At 58.9% G+C, this 22,298-nt stretch carries 21 protein-coding genes and 2 pseudogenes; 12 read left to right on the top strand and 11 right to left on the bottom strand.

Features of this window, described 5'->3' with window-relative positions; genetic code table 11:
* Positions 1-143 precede the first annotated feature (143 nt).
* Entirely contained in the window at positions 144-1,046 is a 903-nt protein-coding gene (locus FBZ99_RS21480) for a LysR family transcriptional regulator (protein ID WP_113329355.1), read from the top strand.
* Positions 1,047-1,053: 7 nt separating this feature from the next.
* Here FBZ99_RS21480 and FBZ99_RS21475 read toward each other — a convergent pair whose 3' ends face one another.
* Entirely contained in the window at positions 1,054-1,980 is a 927-nt protein-coding gene (locus FBZ99_RS21475) for a cation diffusion facilitator family transporter (RefSeq protein WP_113350846.1), read from the bottom strand.
* A 147-nt stretch (positions 1,981-2,127) separates the two neighbouring features.
* Positions 2,128-3,009, bottom strand: coding sequence for a helix-turn-helix transcriptional regulator (locus tag FBZ99_RS21470; RefSeq protein WP_246661162.1), 882 nt, complete (start codon positions 3,007-3,009; stop codon positions 2,128-2,130).
* A gap of 123 nt (positions 3,010-3,132) precedes the next feature.
* Here FBZ99_RS21470 and FBZ99_RS21465 point away from each other — a divergent pair, with 123 nt between their 5' ends.
* Together FBZ99_RS21465 and FBZ99_RS21460 are read left to right on the top strand one after the other, a co-directional pair.
* Entirely contained in the window at positions 3,133-4,365 is a 1,233-nt protein-coding gene (locus tag FBZ99_RS21465; RefSeq protein WP_113351066.1) for a cytochrome P450, read from the top strand.
* Between the two features lie 30 nt (positions 4,366-4,395).
* The gene (locus tag FBZ99_RS21460; protein ID WP_112721834.1) at positions 4,396-4,716 is read left to right on the top strand and encodes a 2Fe-2S iron-sulfur cluster-binding protein; all 321 of its coding nucleotides are present in this window, start codon (positions 4,396-4,398) and stop codon (positions 4,714-4,716) included.
* Positions 4,717-4,882: 166 nt separating this feature from the next.
* Here the strand turns inward: FBZ99_RS21460 and FBZ99_RS21455 are convergent.
* From FBZ99_RS21455 to FBZ99_RS21445, 3 genes and pseudogenes are all read right to left on the bottom strand, one after another.
* Positions 4,883-5,928 (bottom strand): annotated as a pseudogene (locus FBZ99_RS21455) (isopenicillin N synthase family dioxygenase).
* Between the two features lie 220 nt (positions 5,929-6,148).
* Positions 6,149-6,664, bottom strand: coding sequence for an adenylate kinase (locus FBZ99_RS21450; protein ID WP_113350848.1), 516 nt, complete (start codon positions 6,662-6,664; stop codon positions 6,149-6,151).
* Positions 6,665-6,770: 106 nt separating this feature from the next.
* A complete protein-coding gene (locus FBZ99_RS21445; protein WP_442966501.1) occupies positions 6,771-7,253 on the bottom strand; it encodes an NUDIX hydrolase in 483 nt (160 codons plus the stop codon).
* Positions 7,254-7,406: 153 nt separating this feature from the next.
* Here FBZ99_RS21445 and FBZ99_RS21440 point away from each other — a divergent pair, with 153 nt between their 5' ends.
* The 3 genes from FBZ99_RS21440 to FBZ99_RS21430 all read left to right on the top strand — a co-directional run bounded on the left by FBZ99_RS21440 (position 7,407) and on the right by FBZ99_RS21430 (position 9,301).
* On the top strand, positions 7,407-7,793 hold the full coding sequence (locus FBZ99_RS21440) for a VOC family protein (protein ID WP_113351068.1): 387 nt from the start codon (positions 7,407-7,409) through the stop codon (positions 7,791-7,793).
* Positions 7,794-7,952: 159 nt separating this feature from the next.
* Entirely contained in the window at positions 7,953-8,684 is a 732-nt protein-coding gene (locus FBZ99_RS21435; RefSeq protein ID WP_113329349.1) for a phosphodiesterase, read from the top strand.
* A gap of 101 nt (positions 8,685-8,785) precedes the next feature.
* The gene (locus FBZ99_RS21430) at positions 8,786-9,301 is read left to right on the top strand and encodes a hypothetical protein (protein ID WP_246661161.1); all 516 of its coding nucleotides are present in this window, start codon (positions 8,786-8,788) and stop codon (positions 9,299-9,301) included.
* A 91-nt stretch (positions 9,302-9,392) separates the two neighbouring features.
* Here FBZ99_RS21430 and FBZ99_RS21425 read toward each other — a convergent pair whose 3' ends face one another.
* From FBZ99_RS21425 to FBZ99_RS21405, 5 genes and pseudogenes are all read right to left on the bottom strand, one after another.
* Positions 9,393-10,049 (bottom strand): DUF3313 domain-containing protein, encoded by a 657-nt coding sequence (locus FBZ99_RS21425; RefSeq protein ID WP_113350849.1) that lies wholly within the window; start codon positions 10,047-10,049, stop codon positions 9,393-9,395.
* A 68-nt stretch (positions 10,050-10,117) separates the two neighbouring features.
* On the bottom strand, positions 10,118-11,455 hold the full coding sequence (locus FBZ99_RS21420) for an ATP-binding protein (RefSeq protein ID WP_113350850.1): 1,338 nt from the start codon (positions 11,453-11,455) through the stop codon (positions 10,118-10,120).
* Positions 11,452-12,183, bottom strand: coding sequence for a response regulator (locus FBZ99_RS21415; protein WP_233788651.1), 732 nt, complete (start codon positions 12,181-12,183; stop codon positions 11,452-11,454). Before FBZ99_RS21415 ends, FBZ99_RS21420 begins: the two co-directional genes overlap by 4 nt.
* A gap of 403 nt (positions 12,184-12,586) precedes the next feature.
* Positions 12,587-13,147 (bottom strand): cytochrome b, encoded by a 561-nt coding sequence (locus FBZ99_RS21410; protein ID WP_113350851.1) that lies wholly within the window; start codon positions 13,145-13,147, stop codon positions 12,587-12,589.
* Between the two features lie 310 nt (positions 13,148-13,457).
* Positions 13,458-13,742, bottom strand: a pseudogene (locus FBZ99_RS21405) (helix-turn-helix transcriptional regulator); the annotation flags it as partial.
* A 79-nt stretch (positions 13,743-13,821) separates the two neighbouring features.
* On the opposite strand from FBZ99_RS21405, the gene FBZ99_RS21400 reads away from it, so the two are divergent.
* Genes FBZ99_RS21400 through mnhG form a run of 6 tightly spaced genes read left to right on the top strand, consistent with a single transcriptional unit; the run spans position 13,822 to position 19,822 of the window.
* Positions 13,822-16,743 (top strand): monovalent cation/H+ antiporter subunit A, encoded by a 2,922-nt coding sequence (locus tag FBZ99_RS21400; RefSeq protein WP_331275827.1) that lies wholly within the window; start codon positions 13,822-13,824, stop codon positions 16,741-16,743.
* Positions 16,743-17,081 carry a Na+/H+ antiporter subunit C gene (locus FBZ99_RS21395; protein ID WP_113350854.1) on the top strand — a complete coding sequence of 113 codons (339 nt, stop codon included), beginning with the start codon at positions 16,743-16,745 and terminating at the stop codon, positions 17,079-17,081. Before FBZ99_RS21400 ends, FBZ99_RS21395 begins: the two co-directional genes overlap by 1 nt.
* Entirely contained in the window at positions 17,078-18,688 is a 1,611-nt protein-coding gene (locus FBZ99_RS21390) for a monovalent cation/H+ antiporter subunit D (RefSeq protein ID WP_113350855.1), read from the top strand. Before FBZ99_RS21395 ends, FBZ99_RS21390 begins: the two co-directional genes overlap by 4 nt.
* A complete protein-coding gene (locus FBZ99_RS21385) occupies positions 18,688-19,164 on the top strand; it encodes a Na+/H+ antiporter subunit E (protein WP_113350856.1) in 477 nt (158 codons plus the stop codon). Before FBZ99_RS21390 ends, FBZ99_RS21385 begins: the two co-directional genes overlap by 1 nt.
* Positions 19,161-19,442, top strand: coding sequence for a K+/H+ antiporter subunit F (locus FBZ99_RS21380; RefSeq protein WP_113350857.1), 282 nt, complete (start codon positions 19,161-19,163; stop codon positions 19,440-19,442). The genes FBZ99_RS21385 and FBZ99_RS21380 overlap by 4 nt, the downstream gene beginning before the upstream one ends.
* Positions 19,439-19,822 (top strand): monovalent cation/H(+) antiporter subunit G, encoded by a 384-nt coding sequence (mnhG, locus tag FBZ99_RS21375; protein ID WP_113350858.1) that lies wholly within the window; start codon positions 19,439-19,441, stop codon positions 19,820-19,822. Before FBZ99_RS21380 ends, mnhG begins: the two co-directional genes overlap by 4 nt.
* Before the next feature lie 23 nt (positions 19,823-19,845).
* On the opposite strand, the gene FBZ99_RS21370 is transcribed toward mnhG, so the two are convergent.
* On the bottom strand, positions 19,846-22,200 hold the full coding sequence (locus tag FBZ99_RS21370; protein ID WP_113350859.1) for a helix-turn-helix transcriptional regulator: 2,355 nt from the start codon (positions 22,198-22,200) through the stop codon (positions 19,846-19,848).
* Between the last annotated feature and the right edge of the window lie 98 nt (positions 22,201-22,298).

Raw genomic sequence — 22,298 nt, 5'->3', positions numbered from 1 at the left:
GGCAACGCAAGCCCATGTGCCAAGGAGCTGAATAGTCGTGCTGAGTTGAGAGGTGCCACGGTCATGCGCGTAGCCATAACGGTATGGACGAATAAGGATAATGGCGTAAATTCAGGATATATTGTTGCTGAAAACGGTAGAATATGGCCAGAGACCTCGAGAGCATTCGGATTTTTCTGCGCGTTGCGGAACGCGGCAGTTTCACCGCCGCCGCGACACAACTGCGGCTGCCTTTGACGAGCGTCAGCCGCCGCGTAAAACAGCTCGAGGACGATCTCGGCGTTCAATTGTTGTATCGCACGACCCGGCGTGTATCGGTCACGGATGCCGGGCGCGACTATTACGAGCGCTGCATCAGGGCAGAGGAGATCCTGGAGGAGGCGGACCAGACAGCACGCGCTGTGCGCATCGAGCCGCAGGGTATGCTGCGCGTCCTCATGCCCTATACCCTCGGCCTGAGTGTCGTGGAGCCAAGACTGGGCGAGTTTCGGCAGAACTATCAAAAGGTGCAGCTGGCCCTGACTTACGATAACTATCCCCTCGACCTCATCGAGCACGGCTTCGACGTGGCATTGCGAACGGGGCCGCTCTCCGATTCCGGCTATTCTGTGCGCACGCTCGGTCGGTCTCGCGCCCACCTAGCCGCAAGCCCCGCCTATCTCGACAGGTTCGGCCGACCGGAACGTCCACAGGATCTCAGAGAGCATGCCGTGATGATGATGGGCGCCGGCACATCTTTGGCGACGGTGCGCTTGCTCGACGAAGCCAGCAATGTGGCCGAGGTCATCGTCAAGCCGATCCTGATGTCGAACGAGGTAACCACCATCATCCGCCAGGCCGTTGCCGGTGCAGGCATAGCGCTGGTATCGCCTCAACTGGCCGCGCAGCACTTTGCGCGCGGCGAACTCGAAGCGGTTCTCCCGCAATGGCAGCGAGCCGATGATATCGAGCTCAACGCACTCTTTCCAAGACGCGCTACGTCGGATCGAAAGGTGCGCAGTTTCGTCGATTTTCTCGCCGAAGTGTTCAAGGATTGGCGGGGGTAGCGGCTGCTCAATCCGCCCATTCCGGATCCGTCGTAAAAGCGATCGTCAGCCAGCGGTCCGGCCCTTCGTCGCCGATCGCTTCACCGATTTCGTCGCGGATATGGTCCCATTCCTCCAGCTTCTTCGTCGGTCCATCCGGTGGAACGATGAAGTAGAGTTCGATCTGCTTGCCGCGGCCGACCCGCGCGACATAGGAGCGGTAGGATAAGAAATTGTAGCGTCGAACTATGTCGGTCGCGACGCGATCGACATGTTCCCGAAGATCCGCAGGTGTCACGAGCAGGATGTCGGCGAATGCCTGCTTGATCGTTCCGATCGGCATGGGAATGACGATGAGGCAGACGAGAGCCAGAGCGACCGGATCGACATAAGGCGACATCCACTGCAGCTTCGTTCCCTGAATGAAAAAGCCGAAGATGAAGGCGAGGAGCAATGCGCCGCTGAGGCTGCCGGTCATGATCCAGGCCTTGGCGTCCAGTGCGATGAAATTGGATCTGAGCGTCTTGTTCGCGCGGTTGCCATAAGCCGCCATCAGGAAGGCGATGAACATGGTCAGCACCGCGTAGATGATGGCTTGATCGAAAGAGAGATGACGGCCGCCGGCCATGATGCTGCCGATGGCGTTGATCAGGGCATAGACCGCGGCTCCCATCAGGAGGACGCCATTGAGGCCAAGCACCATCGGCTCGAGGTGCCAGAAGCCCATGGTGAAATGCTTGGCGAATTTGCCGGCGGGTGTCGTGTTCGTCGCGGAGGATATGATCAGATTGGAAACGATCAGCGCCACGATCGTCATGCTCGCATCGGTAAGCGCGTAGACGCCGTCAAAGACGATCGCATAGGAGCCGGAGAGAATGCCGAAGACGATACCGGCGACGGCCAGAACGAATGTCACGATGATGGAAATGCGCAGGACGCTTTGTTCGGTCGTCACTTCTTAATCCCCAGCTAAAGCGCGGCATGCATTTCGAATAATCTGGCATGCACGACAGACTTCTATCGCGTCATATGTCCCAAGCCAATCGAGATGGTTCTGTCATGAAATACTCTTCAAGCGTAAGCTGAGAGGCACTCAATCACCTTAGGATCGGCGTGGTCTGTCGTTCTCGCCCTGCCGTCTAAACTCGCTCGGCGTGACGCCCACTAGCTTCTTGAAGTCACGGGCAAAGTGGAATGGATCAGGGTAGCCGCATCTGGCGGCGATCTTGCCGATCTGCTCATCCGTTACCACCAGTAGCCGCTTGGCGGCGTTTACGCGCTCGTGCCGTAGCCAGTCGATAGGCGTCGTTCCCGTTCTCTGACGGAAGCGTCGGAACAGTTGGGCTTGGCTCAGATTGGCGGCGGGCGCGAGCTCTGCCACCGTCCAGGCGCGTGACAGATCGGCTCGAACCGTCTCCATGACCCGCTGCAGGCGCTGAACGGCGCCGCCAACGTCACTATTGTAGGCCCGCTCCGATACCAATGAAGAGATCAACTGGGCGAGCAAGGCGAAGCACTGGCTCTCTGCAAAGAAGCCTCTTCCTTCCACTTCACCGAGGATTCCCTCAAAGATGCCTTGTAGATTGTGCACAGCCTTCATGTCGAAAACCGGATTGGCGACCACGCCAAGGCTGTCAAACAGGGTATCGAGCCCGTATCCGACGAAGCCCACCCATAGATAGGACCAGTGCGCATGGCGTGGCTCGCAGCGATGCGAATACAACATTGAGGAGTCCAGCCAGGCGATCGTCCCCTCATGCAGCAGGCTGGAGACTCCGTTGACCTGCAACAGGCCTTTTCCGCTGAGAGTAAGGATCAAAGTGTGATGGTTGAAGCGGTGGGCTATCGGCATTTCCGCTGGCGTGCAGATCCGGCGTCCGGCGGCGAGAAGCGTGTAGGGAAAGGCGCGGGACAACTTGCCCGGAGTCTGAAAGAAGACGTCGTCAAGGGGGAGGGTTGCTGGTGAAGTCGCTTTATCGGTCATGGCGACCTAACCCTATTGGGGAATGAGAGTTTTATCCATATGGCTGCGGTTGGCATCCATGTCTTTTCATGCCGTGCCGCTGTATTCTACGGTGATAAACCAGAATGGACAAAGGTCCTGATTATGCCGACGGCAACCCCAGCATTCGATCCGCTCAGCCAAGCGTTCACTGACGATCCCTATGTCGCCTACCGTGAGCTGCGCGCCACTCCCGGTCCCGTCTATTACGAGCATTTCGACATATGGCTGCTGTCGCGCTATCAGGATGTGGCCGTTGCCGCCGCTGACAAGACGCTCGTGCGCTCGCTCGAATTCTTTCTTTCCCCGGAGGAGATACAGGAGCAGAAGGTTCGGCAGAATTGGCACGACATGCCGAACCATTCGCGCTTCGTGCAATTCAGCCTTCTGGATTCCGATGGTGAAACCCATGACCGGCTGCGCCGCAAGGTGTTCCGTGAATTTACCCCGGCACTCGTTGCGCGCCAGCGCGGCATGATACAGGATTTCGTCGACCGCCTGCTCGACCGTCTCCTACAGGCAGGTACGATCGATTTCGTCGAAGATCTTGCCTCACAGGTTCCGGGCCACATCATCGGCTCCGTGCTGGGTGTGCCGGAGGAATATGCCGGGCAGCTGCGCAAGTGGTCGGAAGAGGTCGTGCAGTATTTCGATGTCGATCGCAGCGCCGAGCGCAAGGCGATCGCCGAACGCGCGACGACGGAATTCTACGAACTCCTCAAGGAACTCATCGCCGAGCGTGTACGCAATCCGCGCGACGATCTTCTCTGTCGGCTGACCGAGGCGCATGTTGCCGGCGAGCTGACCGAAGACGAACTCGTGTCCACCTGCATGCTGATCCTCATGGCCGGACATGGCTCGACCATCGATGTGCTGGGTAGCGGCATGCATGCTTTGATGCAATATCCCGATGCTCTGAGCAAGCTGCGGGAAACCCAGGCCGTGATGCCGACTGCCATCCAGGAAATGTTCCGCTTCGAGTCACCGCTGCCATTCTTTCATCGCTACCTGACGGAAGAAAAGACGATTGCCGGCACGCCGCTGCCTAAGGGCACGAAGATCGGCCTGCTCTATGGCGCTGCCAATCGTGATCCGGAGCAATTTGACTCACCCGATGTGTTCAATGTCGAGCGCACCCCCAACCGCCATCTGGCCTTCGGCGGCGGCGCGCATTTCTGTCTCGGCAATCATCTCGCGCGGCTGGACATGGAGATCATTTTCTCGACGCTCCTGCGACGCACCCGCGCGATAGAACTGCTGGATGACAGTCCCGCCTACAAGCGCGGGCTCTCGGTGCGCGGTCCGCAACGTCTGGATGTTCGTCTTATTGCCGCGTGAACGGGCTTACCGAAAAATATGGAGAATGCAATGTGTGAAATCGTGTTCATCGATTCCGCTGGTCGTGAGACGCGTGTTAAGGCACAGGAGGGTGAAACTCTGATGGCTGTGGCCGTCAGGAGCGGCATCGATGGCATCGTGGCACAATGCGGCGGCGCCTTGGCCTGCGGTACCTGTCATTGCTACATCGAGCAACCTCATCTCGATCTTCTGCCGCCGCCTTCCGAAGAAGAGGCGACGATGATCGAATTCGTGATGGAGCCGGCGCCGAACAGCCGCTTGAGCTGTCAGATTCTCGCAAGCAGCGTCGTCGACGGCATGCGTGTCGTCGTGCCGGATAGTCAGCACTAGGGACGGTTCAGTTTTTCACGGAATCTCTGAACCGCTCTATCTCTTTGGTTTCGCGCAATTCCGGACGGAAAACCACTGCGCACTTTTCCTGGAATTGCTCTCGGAGCTGGCCTTCAGACGAGATGTCTGAGCTAGCGACCTCGTTCGAATTTTCAGAGTATCCGGCCTAAACCGGCTGTTCCGATGCCAGGAGATCGGCATAGTGGGCGCGAGCGACATCCGGGTGGGAACGCAAGCGGCTCTTCAGCTGGTTCTGACCAACTTCGCGGAAGATCGGGTTCAAGGGGTCGACCGAGATGCCGCGCTCCGATCGTTTCAGCTCTTCCGGCAACTCGATGACGGGGATCGTCGCATCCGGTCGGAACCGAGGAAGAAGGCGACGGAGAAACGTTCGACGCCGGCAGGCGGTGCGATGACGTCATGCACGTCGGCGCGCACGAAGCCGTTCGTCGCAAGCTCAAGCAACTCGCCGGTATTGATGACGAAGGTGCCCGGCACCGGCGGTGCGTCGATCCAGACGCCGTCTTCCGTGCGCACGCGCAGGCCGGGCGTGGTGTCCTGGAGCAGCACGGTGACGAAGCCGCCATCCTTGTGAGCGCCGACACCCTGGTCCGTTTCGGCGACGTCGCGGCCGGGATAGCGGATGATCTTCAGAAGCTGCGAGGCCTGCGGCTCATAAATATCGGCGAAGACGTTTTCCTGCTGGCCGAGAGCTGCGGCGATCGCCTTCAGCACGTCGATGCCGATGCGCGTCACCTCGGCCTGATAGGCAAGCAGCAGAGGCTTGAGTTCCGGCAACGCCTCCGGCCACTGGTTCGGTCCCTGGAGGCGCCGCCAAGCCGGCGTGTCCGGACCGATCTCGAAGGGTGTACTTTCGGTGTTGATGTCGAGCTGCTCGCGCCAATCCTGTTCGCCGCGGGTACGCTCCTGGCCGGCGCGATTGTAGCCGCGGAAGTGCGGTGACTTGACCATCTCGATCTTGAGCTTTTCTTCCATGGGCAGCGCGAAGAAACGCTTGGCCGTTGCGACCACATCGGCAATCAGCTTGGGATCGACGCCGTGCCCCGTCAGATAGAAGAAGCCGTGATCGTAGAGCACCGTGCGAAGCTCTGCGATAAAGGCCTGATGTTCTGCCGGCGAAGCATAGAGGCGCTGGAGATCAAGCGTTGGAAGCGATGCATCGGAGCCAGTCGGCGTGGTATGGCGGGGCAATGAGGTTTCCTCTTCGAAGCTCGTCTTTGTTTTCGGACCGCAATGCCATCGCCTGCCGTGTCCGAGCCTGCAAATGGCTCTTATGGGCTTAGACAAGGCTAAAAGCCCTTCGTTATCAAAGCAAAGAAGATAATCTCAAAGATCGCGGATCTTTTGGAATGGTTTTACGGTCGTCGTTCTCGCGACTGCCGCTTATCTGAATAGTCATCAAGGCCGCAGTTCACCCCAATTCCTTCGTAAGCGCATCCAGCTCATCGACACTGCCTATCCGTGTCAGCGCCTTGCCGGCATTTTGCGCTTCCGTGCACAGGCGGCGAATGCCGGGCATCCAGTCTTGCTCGATTTCCCATATGGTCCGGAACAGATCTCGCGTCGGTGGCATGGCCGAAAGTCCGCCGGGCGCGTTTTCGATCGTGCCCGACTGCCAGGCGATCTGCCGCTCGGCCGCGAGCCAGAAATGCATCCAGAGCGGCATATCGATGAGGATGATCTCGGTCGCGCGATCTATCCGTGCCGGGATCGAATTCTTGTGCCCCAGGCCATCGATGACCCAATTCTCACCCGATAGGATCCGTTCATGCCGCTCGGCATAAGTCTCGATCGGTGTGGGAATCCAGCCTTCCTGCCAAAGCAGCCTGTCGATCTCGAAATGGGGAATCGCGTGGCGCTCGCTCAATTTGCGGGCGAGGGTGGATTTCCCACCGCCTGCATTTCCCAAAATGGCGATGCGCGACATTGGATGACGACCTGACGATTCGGGCCTATCGGAAACTCGGCAAACATGCCGGAGCTTTTATGAAGTTATTTCCTTGTTGTTGCAATTGATGCAGACGGCAGGAGACTCAGGCTGCGTCGCGCCGCACGAAATGCTGAATGCCAGCGGGATTGGTGACGATGAGGTTGCGTATGGGAGTTGGCACCAGGTCGAACCGGTCGAGCCCGACCAGCGTGGAAGGTGCCCAGCGAAATTCGAGGTCGGCATTGCCATCCTTCACCCGATGGACGATTTCCGTTTCGTGAAACGGAAATGGCTGCAGCAGCTCCGCCTCGTAATAGACGCTAACTTCGTGAACACGTCGTCCGGCAAATTCGAAGAAATTTTCGATGATGAAGCGTAAAGGTCCGATGGTCGCCTTGCAGCCGATTTCCTCTTCGATCTCGCGGGCAAGTGTCTCGGCGCCTGCCTCATGAAACTCCACCCGGCCGCCGGGCAAAGACCAGAAGTTGTCCGTGAGTGCGCGGTGAATTAGGATATGATCGCCGTGGCGGATCAATGCGCCGGCGCTCAACTGAAAGCGGGATTCTCCCGAATCCATGACGATCATGGTTCGTGCGGTTTCTGCCACGGGCGGCCTCCGATTGCGAGACGAGATGGAAATCATTTGCCAGATACCAGCATCCGGTTCTCAGATATAGTGAAGCAGTTTGAAGGTTGTTTTTCGTTTGCTTCGTTTCCCCTAATCGAGCAGGTCCTGGCGGTGCGTTTCGTAAATCCAATTCCCTTCGTCAGCGATATCGAGCGTTCGAAGGCGTTCTACTGTGAGCTGTTGGGCCTCAGGGTTTTGAATGACTTTGGCAGCTTCGTGCTGTTTGAAACCGGCTTTGCGATTCATGATGGAAAATCGCTGGAGCAAACGGTCTGGAGGGAAAGCAGCGAAGCATCCGAACCCTATGGGCGGCGAAACATCCTTCTCTATTTCGAACATGAGGACGTGGATGCTGCCTTCGAGGCGATAGCGCCGCATGTCAATCTCATTCATCCCGTCGAAAGGCAGGAATGGGGGCAGCGCGTATTCCGCTTCTATGATCCTGACGGTCATGCGGTGGAGATCGGCGAACCGCAGCGGGACCTGAAGGCCGGTTGATCCTTGCTGCCGTTAACCTGAAGCGACGGAGAATGGAAATGCGATCGCAGCATGTTCTCCAATGCGAGCCGGTTTGGCTGCACGCGAAGTCAAGGGAATGTATGGTCTGCGTCGCACCGATCGTTGTTTGACATATCACATCATCATGAAACGGATCTCATGCTTATCGCCCAGATTAGCGACATTCACGCCAGCCCGACGAATGATAGCATGGCGCGGCTTGACCGTGCCGTATCCTGGTTAGCGGTCCTTCAGCCAGATCTGCTGGTGGTCTCCGGCGACCTGGTTGATGGGAAATGGCTCGAAGGCTACGGCCTTATATCGACATCGCTCCATCGCCTTGCCTGTCGCTCATTGATCCTTCCGGGCAATTCGGACGATCGGGCCGTCATGCGGACGATCATGCCGCAACCGGATTATTGGCACGACCGGCCGGCAATGCATTTTATCGAACCCTGCGGCGGGTCTGTCATAATCGGGGTCGATACCTGCGTGGATGGCGAAGCCTATGGCGACGTCACGCAACATCTTTCCTGGTTGCGGCGGGCATTGGCGGGTAGCCCGAATGGCACGGCGTTGCTTTTCACCCACCATCATGTGTTCCCTTGCGGTATTCCCCCGTTGGATGCGGTCATGTGCAAGGGTACGCAAGCCTTGGCGGGTCTGCTGAAGAGCGGCATTAGACCGCCGGCCGCCATTTGTAGCGGCCATGTTCATCGGAGCATGTCGAGCCTGTTTGCGGGCATTCCGGCCTATACTTGCGGTTCCATATGCCCGGCCAATCCGCTGATGCTCGACGCATCTCGCGTGCCGCAAGCAGCGGACCCTCCCGCCTTGATGATTCATGATCTGAGACATGGTCATCTCGTCAGCAGTCATGTTTCGGTCTGAGGCAATTTCATCCTTGAGGCCGATATAGACCAGTTCCCAGGCGCCTGTGGCGCCGTGGTGGCATCTGCAATGGCACGGCGGTCGGCCGGCCAAGCGATGCGATGGCCCGTTTGGCCGGCCGCAATATTTCTCAACAAAAAAATGCACCGCCGAAACTGGAACTGGCCATACTGGCGAGGTCGTTCGCAGGAGGCTTGCATGGCGTTGTGCTTGCGGCGGCGAAGCAAGAGGATCAAGCAATGAAGATCTACTACGCGGCACTGACAATGATGGCGGCATCGGCTGCTGCCATTGGAACTGTCAGCTCCTGTTATGCCCAGGTCGTATTCCATGAGGACCAATCGTCAACCTATTCTCCGGGAGAAGGTCAGCCGGAAGCCGATTTTCTGCAGCGATGGAACCGCCGCCACGAAGAACGTCGCGAATGGGGGCAGAACTCCGACGATTTCGGCCCGTCTGATGTCATTCGTCTCCTGGTGCGTCGGGGATATCGGGTCAAGGATGTGCAAGACGTCGGACCACGCTATCTGGTTCGAGCATGGAGAGACGGAGACGACTTGTTGGTGAGCGTTTCGCGTTCCGGCGAGATCGTCGGCGTGGTTCACGACCGCGGCTGAGGACGTCTATGACGGGCGAAAGGCAGTGCAGATGCATTGCCTTTCGCTCCTATCTCATTGGATCATACACATCCTGCGACCCTGCATCCGTCTACCTCGTTCGGGTCAGAAGATCTGCAGCGCCCTTGTCTATTGCAACATAGGAGGCCTTCAGATTTCCGAACGACGCTCCAAGATTGAGCGCGCCCGGATATTGCTTGGAGACATAGGCAAGCAACAGGCGGTTGGATGTCGAATCAAAGATCTCGACCGCATAGGTCGCCGAGCCGGTCATCGATCCCTGTTTTCCGCGCGCCGCCTGGACGGTATTGTAGACGCCGCCGGCGATATCGAGATGCGAGGCTGGGCCAAGCACGGTATTGGTCGCCTCCGCACCGGCAAGCGTCAAGCGCAGACGCAGCGTGCTAGGGCCAGGAATGGCGGTCATCGAATAGCGTTGGGCAAGTACACTGCTGAACTTGTCATGCATATAGCGCGCGAGGTTCTGCTTGTCCTCTTCGGGCATGTTTGCGAACTGGCTGTCCTTGCCTCTATAGATGGAGACAGGCTCGACGATGATCTTGTCATAATGGTTCCAGTTCACGACCACCTTGTAGCTGAACGGTGCCCGGCCGGAACTGTCGCTCGGATCAGGTCTCAATTGCGCCGCTGATGCGAGGCCTTGATAGACCATGGGTTCGGAAGTGGCGCAGCCTGCTGCAGCAAGGGAAATGGCCGCCAATGCAAGGCATGCGGGAAGGGACTTCATGGAGAGCTCCTGGAGTGTTTTTGCGATCTCCTTGTAAAGTTTGCCCTTGTTGGGTTGTGTTCGGATTTTTATGAAAATGTTGCGGCATTGCCGATGCCGGAATTGGCAGGCAGGCGTATCACGACGGCCAAGCCGCTCGGCTTGCTGTCGCGCAATTCGAAACTGCCTCGATGGCCGATGGTGATGATTCCATGTGCAATGGAAAGCCCGAGGCCGAAACCACCGCCATTCCCGCTCGGCGAACGTGCCTTGTCGGCCTTGAAGAAGGGCTCCAGGACCTTCGGCTTCAAGTCGTCGGCGATGCCGGGGCCATCATCGGCAACCGTGATGACGACCGAACCGTCTTCGTCCTCGGCAAGCGTGAGATTGATGCGGCCGGCATGGCGGGAAGCGTTGTCGATCAGGTTCGATATGGCTCTCGATAGCGCCCGCGGCCGGCAGATATAGGGCAAGCGCCGCGGTCCGGCGAAAGTGACCTCGATGCCGGTATCGGCAAAGTCATCGGTCACGGTTTGCAGAAGGCTGGACAGCTCGACTTTCTTCAAAGCCTCAAGCTCGCCGCCGAGATAAGCGAGGCTTTCGTTGATCATGCCGGAAAGCACATCGATGTCTCTCAACATTTGTTGCCGCAAATCCGCTTGCTCGCAACGCTCGGTGCGCATTCTCAGCCGCGTCAACGGTGTGCGCAGGTCGTGGCTAATGGATGTCAGCATGCGGGTGCGCCCAGCCACCAGCTCGCGGATGCGTTTGCGCATGAGGTTGAGCGACGTTGCGAGACTCCGCAGCTCGGCCGAGCCACGAACGTCGAAAGGTTCGTCAAGCTCGTCATCGGAGCGCACACCTTCGGCTGCCTTTGCCAGATTGACGATTGGTCTTCCGATCAGCCATGCGGTCAGGATTGCCAGAATGGCTGCGGGGGCAACGATCAGCACAAGATTGCCGACCACGGCGGGGAGGACCCATCGTGTCGTGGAAAATTCTGGCAAGGCAAATACCAGGCTGCCATCTCCGGCTTTGACCGTCAAAGTCTTCGGATTGTTCCAGCCCATGAAGCCATAAGGATCGAGAAAGAGATTGTAATCGAGCAGCCGGCGCACGGCGGCGGCGATATCCTGTGTCGTGATTGGCAAACCTTCGGTCTGTTCACCGGTCGCCCTCCAGACATTGACGCCTTGCGCCCTGAACCTTGAAAGGATGGCGTCTCCTTGCGCTTCATCTGCCGAAAGCGCGAACTCCTTTGCGATGGTTTCGATGCGGCCTGCAAAAAGTCCGACTTCGACACCTTTGTCGAACCGGCCGCGAACGAATGGTTCGGTGCCGGCCGTTATGGTCGTGACGATGGTAGCAAGCAAAATGGTGAGAATGGCGATCTGGGTGCGGACTGATGATCGGGATAGCCACTTCACGGCAGATACTCGACATTCGCGGCGAAAAGATAGCCCCCAAGCCGCACGGTCTTGATGAAGATCGGCTCCTTCAGATTTGGTTCTATCTTCTGCCGAAGACGGCTGATTTGCGCGTCAACGCTGCGCTCGACCGGCCCGGCCGTTCCCGCATGTGTCATCGACAGCAGCTGTTCACGGGTCAGGATCTGGTTCGGATTGTGACAGAAGGCAAGCAGCAGATCGAATTCGGATGTTGTCATCAGCACCTCGGCCCCCTCGGGGTCCACGATCCGCCTGCTTCTTGGGTCGATCATCCAGCCTGAAAAGGTCATCTTCGTAAGCGGCTTCCGCTCCGATGTCTCCGCACCATACGAAGCTCTGCGAAGAAGCGCTTTGATCCTGGCGACGAGTTCCCGCGGGTTGAACGGCTTGGTGACATAGTCGTCTGCCCCAAGCTCAAGGCCGATGATGCGGTCGATATCCTCCGTGAGCGCGGTCAGCATCAGGATCGGGATCGTTCCAGCCGATCTCAGGCGCCGGCAGATGCTGAACCCATCTTCTCCGGGCAGCATGGCGTCGAGAATGATGAGATCGAACGGGTGCCTTTGCAATATCCTGTCCATCTCCGCGCCGCTTCGTACGGGGGAAGCGCGCAAGCCATGATCCTTGATCAGCTCGACTAACATGGTTGCAATCTCGTTATCGTCTTCGACGACGAGAATATGATGTGAAGGCTCAACCGTCCTCATGCGCGCAACCATGTTTGTAGATCCTGATCCTTCGCCCGTTATCCGCGTGCCGGAGTAAACCTTACGCTGCCTGAAAGGGCTGAAAGATGGGCCGAGAGCAACCAGCGATCGATGACTTTCGAAGGAAAATCTCGCAGATCATATCCTCGGCCGTCCATAGCAGAAGGAATTATAGCGGCGTGTTAGAAAATATTACAATATGTTGCAGGCGGTTCCCCGTCGCTGCTGCGCAGAACTGCCTTTTAAGGCGATTGGCGGGTCTTGCGAGCATCAGCAGTCGGAATGCCATCACTGACAAACCGAAGGCTGCGGAAACTGCATAAAAACCGCATATGGTGGGGACGGCGAAGATCTGAGCCATCCACTGCAAAGCCGGCGCGCTGCTTGCGTTACAAAGATCGATTCAGAACAACATTCTCTTCAGGACCTCATCCTTGCGGACGAAATGGTGCCAGAGCGCTGCAAGGATATGCAGGCTGACGATAGCATACAGGCAATAAGCACCATATTCGTGGATCTCGGCGGCGGCTCGCTCCAGGCCCTTGTCGTGTGGCAGCAGGTTGGGCCATTGGAAGAGGCCGAACCATGGCAGATCATGGCCGCCGGCAGCAGATGTGGCGTAGCCTGCAAGCGGCATCAGGATCATCAAGATGTAGAGCAGGATATGCGCGCCGCGGGCGGCATAGTGATTGAAGACGCCAAGCGGCCGTTGATAGGCAGGTTCACCCAGCGAAAGCCTGAGCGGCAGGCGGATGGCGATGAGAAAAAGCGCCGTCATGCCGAGGGATTTGTGTATGTCGAGGAGGGCGCGACGCAGGGGTATGCCCGGGGTGAGGTAGGAACAATAAAGGCCGATGACGAGCGCTGAAATGATGACGATGGCCATAAGCCAATGCAGGAGCCGTTGCGACGATCGGTAGCGGGCGGTAGATGTTTCTGCTGTGGTCGCTGTCGTATTGGGCATGGGTTTCTCCGGTCGTCTTGGGGGGTACGGCGCGGATGCGGTAATCGGTTGGAATATGGCTGAATTGAGGACCTTTCCGTTCACCTTCTCGCGAGCGGACTTCTATCGGCTACGCGCGAGGTAACGCCGGCGAAAGGCTTCGGCTTGCATAAGCGACTTTATGGTCGGAAATTGTGCCGGCCGCGTCCAGCGCTATCCGGCACTATTGTTCCGGCTTAGGCGGCGTCCGGTTTCTTTCGCCGGCGCTGGAAAGGATCTCGCAGCTTTCCGTATGCGTCGGCGCTGGCGCTTCGGCGACCAGGGCCTTCGTACAAATGCCGATCTCATGTCCTTCGATCCGGAAGAAGGCGATGCCCCCCGTCTCGAGCGCCAGGCGCAACTGCGCCTCCGTCGCCCGATGCAAGCTATGGCGATTGCCTTCATAGTCACGGATCGTGCTGCGCGATACGCCGGAGCGGTCGGCAAGATCCGTCTGCGTCCAATCGAGGAAGCCGCGGGCTGCCCGGCAGAGTGCTGGTGTCAAAATCATCGCCATCTTACCTTGACGCAGGGTTCGAAGCTGCCCATATTGGGCAATATCTATCATATAGGACATAATACACCGGATTTCTAGGGGTTTTGCCGTCGTGGCAGTCTGGGCGTGATCCGGCCAAGCGAAGGAATGACGTTTTGGGATAACTGGCGAGCCTGTTTTTATTCTAGCACTTTTGGCTCTGCCGTTTATCGGAAGTCTTCTTTCCGTATGCCTCTTGCGCACACAGTCGCGGCGTGGCCCGGCCTGGATCGCCGGGACTGTCACATTTCTGGCGCTGTTGATTTCCGCAAGCTTCTATCCTGCCGTCAAGGACGGCGGCATCGTCCACTATAGCATAGAATGGCTACCGCAGCTCGGGCTTGATTTCAGCCTCAGGCTGGATGGTTTTGCCTGGCTGTTTTCGCTTGTCATCACCGCCATCGGCTTTCTCGTCATCGTCTATGCCCGCTACTACATGTCGGAAGAAGACCCGGTTCCTCGCTTCTTCTCTTTCCTGCTCGCCTTCATGGGGGCGATGCTTGGCATCGTGCTTTCGGGCAATGTCATTCTGCTCTCGATCTTCTGGGAGCTGACCAGCATCTTCTCCTTCCTGCTGATCAGCTATTGGCACAATACCGCGGCCGCCCGCGACGGCGCCCGCATGGCGCTGACGATCACGGGGATCGGTGGGTTCTGCCTGCTGATCGGGCTGATCCTGCTCGGCCATATCGTCGGCAGCTACGATCTGGACAAGATCCTGGCATCGGGCGATATCATCCGTAACCATCCGCTCTATCTGCCTGCGCTGATACTGATCCTGCTCGGCGCGCTGACGAAGAGCGCGCAGTTTCCCTTCCATTTCTGGCTTCCGAACGCAATGGCGGCGCCGACGCCCGTCTCCGCCTATCTCCATTCGGCGACGCTGGTGAAGGCCGGCGTTTTCCTGCTTGCACGCTTCTGGCCGGTTCTCGCCGGTACCAATGAGTGGTTCTACATCGTCGGAGCCGCCGGTATCATCACGCTGCTGCTCGGCGCCTACTTCGCAATGTTCCAGCAGGATCTCAAAGGGCTGCTGGCCTATTCGACGATCAGTCATCTCGGTCTCATCACCACCTTGCTCAGCCTCGGCAGCCCGCTTGCGACGGTTGCCGCCATCTTCCACATGCTGAACCATGCGACCTTCAAGGCGTCGCTGTTCATGGCGGCCGGCATCATCGATCACGAGACCGGCACGCGCGACATGCGCCGTCTTAGCGGTCTGTTCCGCTATATGCCGTTCACCGGCGCGCTTGCGATCGTCGCGAGTGCTGCCATGGCTGGTGTTCCGCTGCTCAATGGCTTCCTGTCGAAGGAAATGTTCTTCGCCGAAGCGATCGAAACCCATGCGGATTCCATCCTCGATCGAATGCTTCCCTATGTGGCGACGCTGGCGAGCGCCTTCAGCGTTGCCTATTCGTTGCGCTTCATTCAAACCGTTTTCTTTGGTCCCGCGCCGACCGATCTGCCGATCGCCAAGCCGCACGAGCCGCCGCGCTGGATGCGCTTCCCGATCGAGCTTCTGGTCGTGGTATGCTTGGTCGTCGGCATCGTTCCGGCGCTTTCGGTGGCACCCTTCCTGCATGCGGCCGTTGTCAGCGTTCTTAACGCCGATACGCCGCAATACAGCCTCTCGCTCTGGCACGGCTTCAATCTGCCCGTTATCATGAGCATTGTCGCATTGGTTGGCGGCACGGTGTTCTATTTCGCCTTCAAGGATTATCTGTCGCGATGTGACGACGGTCCACCCATCTTCCGCCGCCTGAAAGGGCAGCGAATTTTCGAGCGGGTGCTGGTCGAAGTCTCCTGGCATTGGGCGAGAACGGCCGAAAAGCGGATCGGCACGCGCAAGCTCCAGCCGCAGCTTCGCTGGGTCGTCGTGACAGGGTTTGCCGCCGGCCTGCTGCCGCTTTACCTGTCCGGTTTCGAAGCGAAGCATTTTTCCTTTCTGGGTGCTGATCCGGTCTTCGCCGCGGTCTGGGCGATCGGTATTTGTCTGGCGATCGGCACCGCCTTCTTTGCCAAATATCATCGGCTTGCCGCTTTGGTGATGCTGGGCGGTGTCGGGTTGATCGTCTGCATGACGTTCATATGGCTGTCGGCACCGGACCTTGCGATTACCCAACTTCTCGTTGAGATCGTCACGACGGTTCTCATCCTGTTGGGTTTGCGCTGGCTGCCGAAGCGGACGGAAGGGATCGACGATACGGTCGATTTGCGCGCCCGTTTCCGCCGCTTCCGCGATCTGGCGCTCGCCGTCATCTGTGGTGTCGGCATGATGTTCGTCTCCTATGCCGTCATGACCATGCCGGTGCCTGACGCCATCGCGAATTACTTCCTCGAAAATGCCTATTCGAAGGGTGGCGGGCGTAACGTCGTCAACGTCATCCTGGTAGATTTCCGTGGCTTCGATACGCTGGGCGAAATCGCTGTTCTCGGCGTCGTCGCTCTGACGGTCTATGCGCTGCTGCGTCGCTTCCGCCCCGCGCCCGACAGCATGGAGATGCCGGAGCAGCAGCAGATCCAGAACCGTTTCGACGAGGAACGGCCGGAGCGTTCGGCCGGTGATACCGTGCGGGATTATCTGCTGGTGCCCTCCGTCATCATGCAGTGGATGTTCCCCTTCGTCATCGCCCTGTCGGTCTATATTTTCATGCGCGGGCATGATGCTCCCGGCGGCGGCTTCTCGGCTGGCTTGACGCTTTCGATTGCCTTCCTGCTGCAATATCTGGCCGGCGGTACACGCTGGGCGGAGGATCGCATCCGCATCCTGCCGCTGCGATGGATGAGCGCCGGGCTTCTGATCGCTACGGCGACCGGCATCGGCGCCTGGTTCTTCGGCTATCCGTTCCTGACATCGCATTTCCAGTATCTGGACGTGCCATTGATCGGCAAAGTGCCGGCGGCAAGCGCATTGCTCTTCGATCTCGGTGTCTTCCTGCTGGTCGTCGGTTCCACGGTCCTGATCCTCGTTGCACTGGCGCACCAGTCGCTCCGCATCAACCGTCTGCGCGCGCTCGATGCCGACAAGGCGAAGGGGGATTGATGGAACTCATCTTGTCCATTGCGATCGGCGTCATGACGGCCTGTGGTGTCTGGTTGATACTACGTCCACGCACCTATCAGGTCATCATAGGGCTGTCGCTGCTCTCCTATGCGGTCAATCTCTTCATCTTCGGCGTCGGCGGCGTGAAGACGAATGTGCCGCCGCTGCTGGATGACGGCACTGCGACGCATGCGCTGGCGGACCCCGTTCCGCAAGCCTTGGTGCTGACGGCGATCGTCATCGGTTTTGCGACCACGGCGCTGTTTCTTGTCGTGCTGCTTGCCTCGCGCGGCTTGACCGGCACGGACCATGTCGATGGAAGGAGCGATCGGAAATGACGGGCTGGTTGCATCATCTCATCATCGCGCCGATCCTCGTTCCGCTGATTGCGGGCGCGCTGCTCGTGTTCATCGACGAGCGTTCGCGCACGCTGAAGGCATTCATTAGTCTGGCGGCTACGCTCCTGCTGGCAGGCATTGCACTTGCGCTCTTCCGCGCGGAGGATGGATCACCGGGGCTGGAGCGTGCCTATCTCCTCGGAAACTGGAGCGCGCCCTTCGGTATCGTGCTCGTGCTCGATGGACTTTCGGCCCTCATGCTGCTGCTGACATCCATCGTTGCCGCCGCCGCGCTGATATTCTCGCTGGCGCGCTGGCATGCGGTTGGCGCGCATTTCCACACCATGTTCCAGCTGCTGTTGATGGGTGTCAATGGCGCCTTCCTGACCGGCGATCTCTTCAATCTCTTCGTCTTCTTCGAGATCATGCTGGCGGCGTCCTATGGCTTGCTTCTGCACGGCTCCGGTCCGCTCCGCGTCAAGGCTGGCATGCATTACATTGCCGTCAATCTCGCTGCCGCGCTGCTTTTTCTCATCGGCGTCAGCCTGATCTACGGCACGGCGGGAACGCTGAACATGGCGGATCTCGCCGTGCGCATCCCGGAAATGTCCGCCGATCGCCGCATGCTGATGCAGGCAGGCGCCGGCGTACTCGGCATTGCGTTCCTGATCAAGGCCGGTATGTGGCCGCTTTGCTTCTGGCTGCCGACGGCCTATAGCGCGGCTTCGGCGCCAGTCGCCGGCATATTCGCGATCCTCAGCAAGCTAGGCATCTATGTCATCCTGCGACTGACGATGCTCCTGTTCAGCACCGGCCCGTCCGCCGGCTTCGGCGCGACGGTGCTCCTCTATGGCGGCATGGCGACGCTGATTTTCGGCATTGTCGGCGTGCTCGCCTCGCAGGCGCTCGGCCGTCTGGCTGGCTTTTCAGTGCTCGTCTCATCGGGCACATTGCTGATGGTGATCGGCATCAATGACGGCTCCATCTCGTCCGGCGCGCTGATGTATCTCGTCAGTTCGACCCTGACGATCAGTGCCTTCTTCATGCTGATCGAGCTCGTGGAGCGCGGGCAGGATGCCGGCGCCAGCGTTCTGGCCGTCACGATGGAAGCCTATGGCGATGCCGAGGACGGCGAGCCGGAGGAAGAAGAGGGGGTGACCATGCCCGGCACCATGGCGATGCTCGGCATCTGCTTTGCCGCCTGCGGCATCCTACTTGCCGGCCTGCCGCCGCTTTCCGGCTTCGTCGCGAAATTCGCCATGCTCTCGGCCATGATGGGAACCGGCGCGATCGGCATTCCGCCAAGTACAGCCGTCTGGACGTTGATCCTGCTCGTCATTCTCTCCGGCATAGCCGCGCTGATTGCCATGACACGGGCCGGCATACGCACATTCTGGAGCTCGCTGGAGGGCACGGTTCCCCGTGTGCTCGTCATCGAGATAGTCCCGGTCATGGGCCTGCTCGCCTTGACGCTCGCATTGACCATTTGGGCAGGCCCCGTCATGCAATATATGGACGCGACCATTCGCACGCTCAGCGACCCCAATATCTATGTCGATGCGGTTCGCAATGCGGTCGTTGCGCCCGCAAAAGCGGGAGGCCTGTGATGCTGCCTTATCCGCTCCTGGCGTTGAGCCTGATCCTGATGTGGCTGCTGCTGAACGGCTTCACGCTTGGTCAGCTTATCCTCGGCATCATCGTCGCGGTTTTCGCCTCCTGGGGCATGGCATCGCTGCGGCCCGAAAAACCGAGGCTGTGGAAATGGTATTTGCTGCCCAAGCTCTTCTTCCGAGTCGTTTTCGACGTCTTGAAATCAAATGCTCAGGTGGCCTGGATCATCCTGAGGGGACGCTCGCGCAAGACGACGCCGGGCTTCGTTGTCCTTGAGCTCAGGGTGCGGGATCAGATCCCGCTGGCGCTGCTCGCGGTTATCCTGACCAGCACGCCGGGGTCCGCGTGGCTGGAATATGATTCCAACGACAACACCGTGCTGCTTCATGTCCTCGATCTCGAAAACGAGGCACAATGGCGCGATACGGTCGCCAATCGCTACGAGAGCTTGCTGATGGAGATATTCGCATGAGCGCCATGATCATCCAGATATCCGTGGCGGTCGCGCAGCTGATGATCGTAGCGGCCATGGCGATCGCTTCAATCCGCATGTTTCGCGGCCCTCGCGCGCAGGATCGCATCATCGCGCTCGACACGCTTTATGTGAATGCGATGCTGTTGTTGTTGACCTTCGGCATAGGCACAGGTCGCGTCGTCTATTTCGAGGCGGCGCTCGTCATCGGCATGCTTGGCTTCGTTGCAACCGTTGCATTGGCGAAATTCCTGATGCGCGGAGAGGTGATCGAATGAGCACGCCGTTTGAAAACATACCTCTGTGGGCCGCTATCCCCGTCGGTGCGCTTCTCATGATCGGCGCTTTCCTGACGCTCATCGGCGCCATCGGTTTTCTAAGGCTTGGAACATTCTACGAGCGCATTCATGCGCCGACATTGGGAACGAGCGGCGGCATCGGGGCAATCATGATCGCGTCGATGATCTTCTTTTCGACCGCGACACGGACGCTCGTCATTCATGAATTGCTGATCGGTATTTTCATCACGGTGACGACGCCGATCACCTTCATGCTCCTCGCCCGCGCCGCGCTGCATCGCGATCGCGCCGAGCAGAACGGCAACGTTCCGCCCAAGCAGCCGCCCGAGGAGACATCGGTCGAAAGGCGCCCGTCGTAACGTTCAACCCATCCGCTCGATGCTCACAGCCAGCCGAGTGCGGTTGCCGCCCGGATTGCTTCGGCGCGGCGATGACAGCCCAGCTTGCGGAACAGATTTCCGAGGTGAAACTTCACCGTCACCTCGGAGACATTAAGGGTATGAGCAATGCGCTTGTTCGACATGCCGCTCGCGATCAGCTGAATCATCTGGACCTCACGCTGCGAGAGACCGCCCTGGAGGGCTTTCGCCTGTGGCGAGTTCACGGAGCTTGCAAAGAGCGAAAGTGCGGTGCGGACCTCGGATGAGGTTTCGATGAAGCTGCGAATGCGCTGGTTCTTGAGAAGCGGCGAGAGAAAGATCCGCTCCTCGGAGAGCACGCCGTTGCAGCCAAGGCGCGTTGCGCCTTCAAGCGCGGATAGAAGATGCGCGCGCGTCGCAGCATTGTCGCGACGCTGGTAAGCGGTATAGCTTTGCCATAGCTGCAGGGCGACTTTCTCGCGGTTGGTGACTTTCGGGTTTGCGATCAGCGCGTCGATCTGGCGCGACAAATAGGGCCGCGGCGTCGAGAGGCGCACGCTGTCGCGCAGCCATGCCATGGCGTAGGAAATTTCGTCCCGGCGGGTCAGGCGCGTCAGCTCCTCGTTGGCGCTTTCCACCCAGTTACGGCCGATACGCATTCGGACGGCGGACAGCGTTGCCGCCGCGTCGCTCCAGCGATTGGCATTCTGGTAGGCGACGGCGGTGCGGATCTCCATCATGGCGTGAAACTGCAGGCCCTCCGACAGATGAATCCAGAGCCCGTCGAGAAAGCCGGGCCTGATCACCATCGGAAAATGGTCGGCCAGCACCTGCGATGCATAGTGAAGAGCGAACTGCATCAGGCTCGGCCAGATTTCTGCGGCGGCAAAATCATCGAATTCGTTTTGAACGAATTGGAGAAGATCGCGCGGCTGGCCGGCTTCGTAGGAGATACAGGCTTCGGCGAGCCGCAGCATACGGAATTCAGCCTCTGCTGCGTGCGGCACCTGTTCCAGTTTCTGCCGTGCTTCCTGGGCGGCACGACGCGCGAAAAGGGCATCGCCGCTCATCAGTCGAAGCACTGTCTGATGCAGATGGATGAAGAATTCCAGCAGCGGCTGGCCGCCCATATGGCCGAGATAGATCAAGGCGCGGGCTGCGGCGGCTTCCGCTTCTCGGAAATTCCTGCGGCGAATCTCGAATTCCAGCAGCGCGTTGTAGTAGGCGGCCCACTTGCCGTAATCGCCCATCGGATAATCCGCCATGAACTCGCCGAGGCGGGTAATCATTGCGTCCGTCGGCATCAGGTCCTCGGAAATCATGAGGTTGAGCCGGAACGTTCGCGCCGCGAAGGAAAAGCGCGATCCGCGCAGCAGGACCTTCAGCGGATCGAGATAATCCGAACCCAGATGTTTGCCGACGAGGTGGCGCACGCGTTGCAATTCTCCGAGCTTCAGGAGCGTGCGAGCCATGGCAAAAAGCACGACTTCATTGGTCGCGATCATCTCGTGGGAAAAGCGCATGATGATATCGCGAAAGGTCCCGAGGCTGTTTCGATAGATCAGCTCCAGACCCCGGGCACGCTCCAGAATCTGCGCCGCATGGGCCTCGTGCCCATGGTCGAGGAGCAGCGACATGGCGGCAAGCGCACGTCCCGCCTGCTCGTAAGCGGAGGCTACCTCGATCACGGCGACGGTGGTTTCGAAGGTTGCCAGGCGTTCGCTGACGGCGCCCGTCAAGAGTGTCAGCAGTTCCTGATGTTCGTCCGGTGCCTCGATCAGGCGTGGTGGCAAAAGGCCCGTCCACTCCTCGACGGTGACAGGAGATTGCGTTTCGAGCCAGATGGAAAGCAGCGCGGTCTGTCCCGGCGAAAGGTGGCCGAGAAAATTCTCGCGCAGATAGTCGATGGATAGGCGAGGATCCTTTTGGCGTGTCAGCGGCAGGAAAACCGGCCAGCCGGCATAATCCCTGATCAACCTGTTGGCTTCTTCGCCTGGCAGTTCCCCCAATTCCTCAACGGAAAATGTCAGATCGGCGGCGTCGAGCGTCACCGCACCTCGATGCAGGATGAGCCGCGCCAGCCCGCTGATGCGCTGATCGGGACGGCAGGCGATGACCAGAACCTCGACGGTCTCTATGAGCTGAGCGGAAAGACGAGCCGATCGAGCGGAAACCGGTATATCCCATAAGAGCCATCCATCCCTCACGTCGCTCATGCGCGGTTGCTGCAGGTTGCAAACCTCCTTGCCCATCGCCTTTGCAGTCATGGACAGGACTGTGCTCTTTCCGGCGCCCGCGGGGGCACGCAGGAAGATGACGCCGGCGTGTTCCGTCGCGATGCGATGGCAAAGATGGGGTCGGGCAATCAGTCTGTGCATGCGGGGGTTCGTAAGCGAGTACTGAAAAATAACCTATACCATAAGGCTAAAAAACTATACCCACAGCCAGTTGTTCATCGTCCGCAGATGAGGATTGT

Origin of the sequence: Rhizobium sp. ERR 1071, from assembly GCF_007828675.1 — a bacterium.
In the GTDB taxonomy this organism is placed as follows: Bacteria; Pseudomonadota; Alphaproteobacteria; order Rhizobiales; family Rhizobiaceae; genus Rhizobium; species Rhizobium dioscoreae.
This window is presented reverse-complemented; position numbering and strand designations above follow the sequence as displayed.

What these genes read in the sequence shown, in the direction of transcription:
- FBZ99_RS21480 (WP_113329355.1), top strand. Translation starts at nt 144, where the DNA reads ATGGCCAGAGACCTCGAGAGCATTCGGATTTTTCTGCGCGTTGCGGAA.
- FBZ99_RS21370 (WP_113350859.1), bottom strand. Translation starts at nt 22,200, where the DNA reads ATGCACAGACTGATTGCCCGACCCCATCTTTGCCATCGCATCGCGACG.
- FBZ99_RS21415 (WP_233788651.1), bottom strand. Translation starts at nt 12,183, where the DNA reads ATGAGGACGGTTGAGCCTTCACATCATATTCTCGTCGTCGAAGACGAT.
- FBZ99_RS21390 (WP_113350855.1), top strand. Translation starts at nt 17,078, where the DNA reads ATGACGGGCTGGTTGCATCATCTCATCATCGCGCCGATCCTCGTTCCG.
- FBZ99_RS21380 (WP_113350857.1), top strand. Translation starts at nt 19,161, where the DNA reads ATGAGCGCCATGATCATCCAGATATCCGTGGCGGTCGCGCAGCTGATG.
- FBZ99_RS21410 (WP_113350851.1), bottom strand. Translation starts at nt 13,147, where the DNA reads ATGCCCAATACGACAGCGACCACAGCAGAAACATCTACCGCCCGCTAC.
- FBZ99_RS21460 (WP_112721834.1), top strand. Translation starts at nt 4,396, where the DNA reads ATGTGTGAAATCGTGTTCATCGATTCCGCTGGTCGTGAGACGCGTGTT.
- FBZ99_RS21470 (WP_246661162.1), bottom strand. Translation starts at nt 3,009, where the DNA reads ATGACCGATAAAGCGACTTCACCAGCAACCCTCCCCCTTGACGACGTC.
- FBZ99_RS21385 (WP_113350856.1), top strand. Translation starts at nt 18,688, where the DNA reads ATGCTGCCTTATCCGCTCCTGGCGTTGAGCCTGATCCTGATGTGGCTG.
- FBZ99_RS21435 (WP_113329349.1), top strand. Translation starts at nt 7,953, where the DNA reads ATGCTTATCGCCCAGATTAGCGACATTCACGCCAGCCCGACGAATGAT.
- FBZ99_RS21450 (WP_113350848.1), bottom strand. Translation starts at nt 6,664, where the DNA reads ATGTCGCGCATCGCCATTTTGGGAAATGCAGGCGGTGGGAAATCCACC.
- FBZ99_RS21395 (WP_113350854.1), top strand. Translation starts at nt 16,743, where the DNA reads ATGGAACTCATCTTGTCCATTGCGATCGGCGTCATGACGGCCTGTGGT.
- mnhG (WP_113350858.1), top strand. Translation starts at nt 19,439, where the DNA reads ATGAGCACGCCGTTTGAAAACATACCTCTGTGGGCCGCTATCCCCGTC.
- FBZ99_RS21425 (WP_113350849.1), bottom strand. Translation starts at nt 10,049, where the DNA reads ATGAAGTCCCTTCCCGCATGCCTTGCATTGGCGGCCATTTCCCTTGCT.
- FBZ99_RS21445 (WP_442966501.1), bottom strand. Translation starts at nt 7,253, where the DNA reads ATGATCGTCATGGATTCGGGAGAATCCCGCTTTCAGTTGAGCGCCGGC.
- FBZ99_RS21430 (WP_246661161.1), top strand. Translation starts at nt 8,786, where the DNA reads ATGGCCCGTTTGGCCGGCCGCAATATTTCTCAACAAAAAAATGCACCG.
- FBZ99_RS21465 (WP_113351066.1), top strand. Translation starts at nt 3,133, where the DNA reads ATGCCGACGGCAACCCCAGCATTCGATCCGCTCAGCCAAGCGTTCACT.